7 protein-coding genes and 1 pseudogene are annotated in these 6,208 nt (G+C 68.2%); 3 read left to right on the top strand and 5 right to left on the bottom strand.

Going from position 1 to position 6,208, the window contains the following annotated elements:
- Positions 1 to 167: 167 nt before the first annotated feature.
- Positions 168 to 344, bottom strand: coding sequence for a hypothetical protein (locus tag GD1_RS25135; protein ID WP_169798219.1), 177 nt, complete (start codon positions 342 to 344; stop codon positions 168 to 170).
- 27 nt (positions 345 to 371) lie between these two features.
- Between GD1_RS25135 and GD1_RS23665 the strand changes: the two genes are divergently transcribed.
- Positions 372 to 941 carry a peptidylprolyl isomerase gene (locus GD1_RS23665; RefSeq protein ID WP_174519103.1) on the top strand — a complete coding sequence of 190 codons (570 nt, stop codon included), beginning with the start codon at positions 372 to 374 and terminating at the stop codon, positions 939 to 941.
- Positions 942 to 967: 26 nt separating this feature from the next.
- Positions 968 to 1,864, top strand: coding sequence for a rhomboid family intramembrane serine protease (locus tag GD1_RS23660; protein ID WP_059039968.1), 897 nt, complete (start codon positions 968 to 970; stop codon positions 1,862 to 1,864).
- On the opposite strand, the gene GD1_RS23655 is transcribed toward GD1_RS23660, so the two are convergent.
- A complete protein-coding gene (locus GD1_RS23655) occupies positions 1,861 to 2,385 on the bottom strand; it encodes a hypothetical protein (RefSeq protein ID WP_020789583.1) in 525 nt (174 codons plus the stop codon). The two genes, GD1_RS23660 and GD1_RS23655, sit on opposite strands and share 4 nt — an antisense overlap.
- 92 nt (positions 2,386 to 2,477) lie before the next feature.
- The gene (gene crgA / locus GD1_RS23650; RefSeq protein WP_020789579.1) at positions 2,478 to 2,768 is read right to left on the bottom strand and encodes a cell division protein CrgA; all 291 of its coding nucleotides are present in this window, start codon (positions 2,766 to 2,768) and stop codon (positions 2,478 to 2,480) included.
- Between the two features lie 221 nt (positions 2,769 to 2,989).
- Here crgA and GD1_RS23645 point away from each other — a divergent pair, with 221 nt between their 5' ends.
- Positions 2,990 to 3,703 (top strand): aminodeoxychorismate/anthranilate synthase component II, encoded by a 714-nt coding sequence (locus tag GD1_RS23645; protein WP_059039969.1) that lies wholly within the window; start codon positions 2,990 to 2,992, stop codon positions 3,701 to 3,703.
- Positions 3,704 to 3,787: 84 nt separating this feature from the next.
- On the opposite strand, the gene pknB is transcribed toward GD1_RS23645, so the two are convergent.
- Positions 3,788 to 5,698 (bottom strand): Stk1 family PASTA domain-containing Ser/Thr kinase, encoded by a 1,911-nt coding sequence (gene pknB, locus GD1_RS23640; RefSeq protein ID WP_059039967.1) that lies wholly within the window; start codon positions 5,696 to 5,698, stop codon positions 3,788 to 3,790.
- Positions 5,698 to 6,208, bottom strand: a pseudogene (locus GD1_RS25130) (serine/threonine protein kinase); the annotation flags it as partial. The pseudogene GD1_RS25130 and the gene pknB, both read right to left, overlap by 1 nt.

The following is a 6,208-nucleotide window of genomic DNA, read 5'->3' as shown; positions in this document are numbered from 1 at the left end:
AGGGCCCCGCGTCGTCGGCTCGGCGCCGGCCGCGTCATCGCTGCGGCCGCCGTCCACGGGCCGGTCGTCATCGGAGTTCACCTGTTCAAAGTACCTGCCGGGAGCCTCACCCCGGATCGGTGACATGGCCGCGTCACCGGATGTGCGTCGAGGAATCGGACGTCGGGTCAGGATGCCGCGGCGTCGGATCCGACGGCGGGCTCGAGATCCTCCACCCGGGGCACGGTCGGCGAGACCGGCGGGATCTCGGTACGGCTCCGACGCACGATGAACACCGCACCCAGGGCGGATACGGTCGTCGTGACCAGGGCACCGACGAGGAGCAAAACGTACTTCTTGGGCATGCCACACAGGGTGCCAGCTCGCCTTGGATGGTGCTACTCGCCGTCTTCTGTCCGAGGATTTGGTTGGATGGAAGTGTGAGCACATCTACACAGACCGCCACCATCAAAACCAACCGCGGCGACATCAAGGTCGAACTGTTCGGCAACCATGCGCCGGAGACCGTCGCCAACTTCGTCGGCCTCGCCGACGGCAGCAAGGACTACGCGGCCAAGAACGCCGCCGGTTCCGACTCGGGTCCCTTCTACGACGGCTCGGTGTTCCACCGCGTCATCGAGGGATTCATGATCCAGGGCGGCGACCCCACCGGCACCGGCCGCGGTGGCCCCGGCTACCAGTTCAAGGACGAGTTCCACCCGGAGCTGCAGTTCGACCGCCCGTACCTGCTGGCGATGGCCAACGCCGGACCGGGCACCAACGGCTCGCAGTTCTTCATCACCGTCGGACCCACCCCCCACCTGAACCGTCGCCACACCATCTTCGGTGAGGTCACCGACCCCGCATCGCAGCAGATCGTCGACGCGATCGCCACCACTGCCACCGACCGCGCCGACCGCCCGGTCGACGCCGTGGTGATCGAGAAGATCGAGGTCGCCTGACCGTTCCCCCCGCCGGGCCGCCGGCGGTGTGTTATCGCCACCCCGACCGCCCCACCGCGTTGTCGTGCACGCGGTGTGGGCGGCCGGCCTGTCCGGAGTGCCTGCGTCCCGCCGCGGTCGGCGCGCACTGTGTGGACTGCCTTCGAACCGAGGGATCCCACCAGCAGGTACGGACCCCGCATTTCTCCGATCAGGGTGTCCGCCCGGTGGTCGGCGCACCGCTCACGGTTCGCCGGCCGATCGCGACCTACTCGCTGATCGGCATCAACGTCGCCGTCTTCCTGTGGACGGTCCTCGCCGCAGGATCCTTCGACGTACAGATCTCCACACCCATCCTGTACGGCGAGATCGTCCGCGGGAACGTGGTGCTCGGGGAGTACTACCGACTGTTCACCGCAGGATTCCTGCACTACAGCGTGCTGCACCTGGCCGTGAACATGATCTCGCTGTACATCCTCGGACGCGATCTCGAGGTGGCCCTCGGGATCGGCCGCTACCTGATGGTCTACGTGATCTCGTTGTTCGGCGGCAGCGCCGCGGTGATGCTCGCGCAGGCTAACGAAGGACGCTCGGCCGGGGCATCCGGGGCCATCTTCGGCCTGATGGGTGCCATGCTGATCGTCGTCTTGCGACTGCGGGTGTCCCCGGCGCCGGTGATCACGATCATCGTGATCAACCTGGTCATGTCCTTCACGATCAGCGGCATCTCGCTGCCCGCGCACGTCGGTGGCCTGCTCTTCGGTGCCGCGGCCACCGCAGCGGTGATCTACGGACCCCGGTTGCTGCCGGCCGCACAGCGCACCCAGCGCAACGCGAACATCGTCGGCTGGAGTGGGCTCGGGGTGTTGTTGCTGGTGGCGATCGCGATCAGCGTGCTCGTGGCCGTCACCTACACCGGCCAGATCCTGGTCTACGTGCGTTAACGGGTGTCGTCGACGGGAAATCCGGCCCGTCCGATCTCCTCGGCCACCTCGACGATGTCGGCGCCGAGATCCCATCGAGAGAACACCGCGAGGCGGCTCAGATCATCTGAGTCGTCTCGCTGTTTCCCGGTCTCGCCGAGGTTGTCCACGTTATCCACAGACCTGTTATCCACAGCGAAGTCGATCTCGAGTTGTCCCGATCGGCGGCCGATGCGACGCAGGGTGAGCACCCGTACGCGCAGGACGTCGGCGGGCGTCAACGTGGTGGATCCACCGATCGTGCGGATGGCCAGGGTGGGCACATCGCCGGTGGTCAAGGCCAGTCTTGGCCGGATAATCGCAGCGTAGGCACCAAATCCGGTGACCATCAGTCCGGCGATCGCCATCAGCGCGCGGCCGGTGACGTCGGTGGACAGCAGTACTGCACAGAGGAGTAGGGCGATGCCGCCGATCACGAGGGCGGCAACCGCAGGAGCAGGGGTGGACCACCTGGTGGTGGTCGCCGGGGCCGAGTTATCCACAGTGGTTACTCACAGTGGGGATGACTTACACACATGTAATTTCCACATTGTGGATAACCCTGGGGACAACTTCGACCGGGCATGATCGGGGCTCAGCGCCACCGCATGGTCATCAACAGGCCGCCCACCATCAGGGCGAAACCGATCAGGAAGTTCCACGGACCCAGATTGGCCATCCAGTGCAGGGCCTGGCCCTCGCCGCCGTAGGTCGTCTCGCTCGCGGCGAGGTAGTAGACGATCAGCCAGGCCAGACCCAGCAGCATGAGACCGAGCATCACGCCGACGTAGATCGAGCTGGAGGGTCCGGTCTTCACCTTGACCGGCGTACGACTGGCCGGGTTGATGGTGTAGTCGGTCTTCTTCCGGACTTTTGACTTCGGCATGACTTCCTTGTGTTGTGCGGCAGGCCGCGCCGGCGGACCGGGTCACGACCGCGTCGGTGGCATCTGATTGCGGCACCCGATCGTGACAGTGACCGCAGCCAGATGAAGACACGTCTCTTCTACGGTATCTCACCAGGTCGGTGCGGTGAGAACCTCGAACACCGCCGAGTACCCTGACATGGGTGACCAGCACGACACCCGCAGCGTCGGATCCCGCAGCTCTGCATTCCTCTGCGCCGTCCACCGGACGCATCCTCGTCGTCGACAACTACGACAGCTTCGTCTACAACCTGGTGCAGTATCTGGGCCAGCTCGGTGTCACCGCAGAGGTCTGGCGCAACGACGACGCCCGCCTCACCGACGACGCGGGGCGCTTCACCACCGAATCGCTGACCGCCGCGGTCGCCGGATTCGACGGTGTGCTGCTCAGCCCCGGTCCGGGGACCCCGCAGCGTGCCGGCGCCACCATGCCGCTGGTCGACGTCGCGGTCTCCACCGGTCTGCCGCTGCTCGGCGTCTGTCTGGGACATCAGGCCATCGGCGCGGCCTTCGGCGGGACCGTCGACCGGGCCCCCGAACTCCTGCACGGCAAGACCTCCCTGGTCCACCACGATCAGGTCGGTGTGCTGCGCGGACTGCCGGATCCCTTCACCGCGACCCGCTACCACTCGCTGACGGTGCTCCCCGAGACCATGCCCGACGACCTGGTCGTCACCGGTCGCACCGAGTCGGGCATCGTGATGGGCCTGGCGCACCGCGACCTGCCGATCCACGGCGTGCAGTTCCACCCGGAGAGTGTGCTCACCCAGGGCGGACACCGCATGCTCGCCAACTGGCTGGCCGTGTGCGGGATCGAGATCGGCGAGTCGCGGGTCGCCGCGCTGGAGGCGGAGATGGCCGACGCCGTCGGCGCCGCCGGGGCGATCGGCGGCTAGACTCCCGGCTCGGCCGGGGACCGGCCACGACCGGCGGTCCCGCCCCGGGCCCTACGTCGTGGGGTCCTCTCGGGCCGACGCCGGTCAGCCCGGCAGCAGGCTGGCCCGGCCGATCGTGATGGACACCGAGTCGGTCTTGCGGACCTTGGATCCTGCCGCCGGCTCCTGCGAGAGCACCCTGCCGTCGTCGGGGCTGCCCAGCGGCACCCCGCGGGTGGTCTGGGTGAGGGTCCCGTTGTTCCAGCCCGCCCGCTGCAGTGCGGTCCGCGCCTGATCCGGGGTCTGTCCGTTCAGGTTCGGCATCGCGAACAGGTTGCCGCGGGAGATGGTCAGCTGCACCGTGGAGCCCTGCTTGACCTTGCTCCCGGCGACCGGTGACGAACTGACCACCTGGCCGGCGGGGAAATCGGAGTCTCCGGGCACCACCACGATCTTGAGCCCGAGTTGATCGAGCTGGGTGCGGGCATCGGACTCGAACTCGCCGACGAGGTTCGGGATGCTCACTTCCTTGGGGCCGGTACTAATCCGCAGCACCACCGCATCGCGGACCGGTGCGTCCGAGCCGACCGCCGGGTTGGTGTCGACCACCGACCCCTCGTCGACGTCGACCGAATCGACCTTGACCACCTGGATCTGGTTGAAGCCGGCCTCCTTGAGCAGCGTGGTGGCCTGGGCCTGGGTCTTGCCCCGCACATCCGGGAGGCGGTGACGTTCGCGGCCGCTGGAGATGAACAGGTTGACCGTCGACCCCTCGGCGGTCGGCACGTTCTCACCGGGTGCGGAGCGGGTGGCCTTGCCGGCCGGGACCGTCTCGCTGCTCTCGTCGAGCTGTTTGACCTCGAACCCGGCCTTCTCCAGTGCGGCCCGGGCGTCGGCCGCGGACAGACCGGCGACGGCCGGAACCGCCACGTTGTGCGCCGACGAGTTCGCCGACCACGGCGCCCACCACACGAGCAGACCGATCAGCAGCAGCGCCACCGCCGCCAGCGACCCGGCGATCAGCAGCGGCGACCGCCGCCGCAACGGCAGACCGTCGTCGGCATCGCCGTCCATCGCGGGCTGACGGCCCGAGTCGGTGCGCATCGCGCGGCGCGGCCCGGAGTCGAGCAGCGCCGACCGGTCCTCGTCGCTCATCAGCAGCGGCGCCGACGGCTTGCCGCCGGCGAGCACCTTGATCAGGTCGGATCGGAGTTCGGCCGCCGACTGGTAGCGGTTCTCCTTGTTCTTGCTCATCGCCTTCATGACGATGGAGTCCAGTTCCGGGGGGATCTCCGGGCGGATCGCCGACGGCCACGGCGGGTCCTCGTGGACGTGCTGGTGGGCGACGGCGACCGGAGAGTCGCCGGTGAACGGCGGTTCGCCGGTGAGCAGCTCGAACAGCACACAGCCCATCGAGTAGATGTCGCTGCGCGGATCGACCTTGATGCCGCGCGCCTGCTCCGGCGACAGGTACTGTGCGGTGCCCATCACCGCACTGGTCTGGGTCATCGTCGACGACGAGTCGTTCATCGCGCGGGCGATGCCGAAGTCCATCACCTTGACCGCACCCGAGGTGTCGATCATGACGTTGGCCGGTTTCATGTCGCGGTGCACGATGCCGTTGCGGTGTGAGAAGTCCATCGCCGCGGCCACGTCGGCCATCCACGTCATCGCCTGTCGCGGGGCCACCGGGCCGTTGCGGCGCAGCACGTCGCGCAGGGTCTCGCCGTCGACGTACTCCATCACGATGAACGGCAGCGGACCGTCCTCGGTCTCGGCCTCACCGGTGTCGAAGACCTGCACGATGGTCGGGTGGTTGAGCTTCGCCGCGTTCTGCGCCTCACGCCGGAACCGCAGGTAGAACGACGGATCGCGGGCCAGGTCGGCGCGCAGCACCTTGACCGCGACGTCGCGGTTGAGCAGCACGTCACGGGCGTAGTGCACCTCGGACATGCCACCGAAACCGAGTGTCTCACCCAGTTCGTAGCGATCGGAGAGGCGATGCGGGGTCGACATCATTCCGCCGGGAAGCAGATCGGCGGACAGAACTGCCCGGTCACCGTCGGGGCACCCGTGTCGTCACCGCTGCCACCGGTGGTGGTCTGGGTCGGGGCCTCGGTGGTGGTCTGGGTGGTCCGGGTCGTGGTGGTGGTCTCCTCGTCCGAGGTGGTCGTGGTGGGACGCTGACGGGTCGTCTCGGTGGTCTCGGTGGTCGGTTCGGCCGTGGTGGTCTCGGTGGTGGTCTCGGTGACCGTCGACGACGCCGGCGGCGTGGGCGACGAGCCGTCCGCCTGGGCCAGGTAGTAGCCGATCAACGCGATCGCACCCACCAGCAGCGCCGCCGCGACACCGGCGAGCACCTTCTGGCCGGTGGTCCAGCCGCTGTCGGCGACGGCGGCCGTGCCGTGTGACGGCGTGGACGGGCGGGCCGCGGCCGATGCCTCGGTGGGCAGTCCCACATCGGTCATGGCGCGGGTGCCGGTCGGGCGTGCGGCGACAGCGGCTGCTGCCGCGGCAGCACCGGCT

This window comes from Gordonia desulfuricans NBRC 100010 (assembly GCF_001485495.1).
GTDB classification, from domain to species: Bacteria; Actinomycetota; Actinomycetes; order Mycobacteriales; family Mycobacteriaceae; genus Gordonia; species Gordonia desulfuricans.
The sequence above is the reverse complement of the archived record's forward strand: the minus strand, read 5'-3'. Positions and strand labels throughout refer to the sequence as shown.

What these genes read in the sequence shown, in the direction of transcription:
- GD1_RS25135 (WP_169798219.1), bottom strand. Translation starts at nt 344, where the DNA reads ATGCCCAAGAAGTACGTTTTGCTCCTCGTCGGTGCCCTGGTCACGACG.
- crgA (WP_020789579.1), bottom strand. Translation starts at nt 2,768, where the DNA reads ATGCCGAAGTCAAAAGTCCGGAAGAAGACCGACTACACCATCAACCCG.
- GD1_RS23665 (WP_174519103.1), top strand. Translation starts at nt 372, where the DNA reads ATGGTGCTACTCGCCGTCTTCTGTCCGAGGATTTGGTTGGATGGAAGT.
- pknB (WP_059039967.1), bottom strand. Translation starts at nt 5,698, where the DNA reads ATGTCGACCCCGCATCGCCTCTCCGATCGCTACGAACTGGGTGAGACA.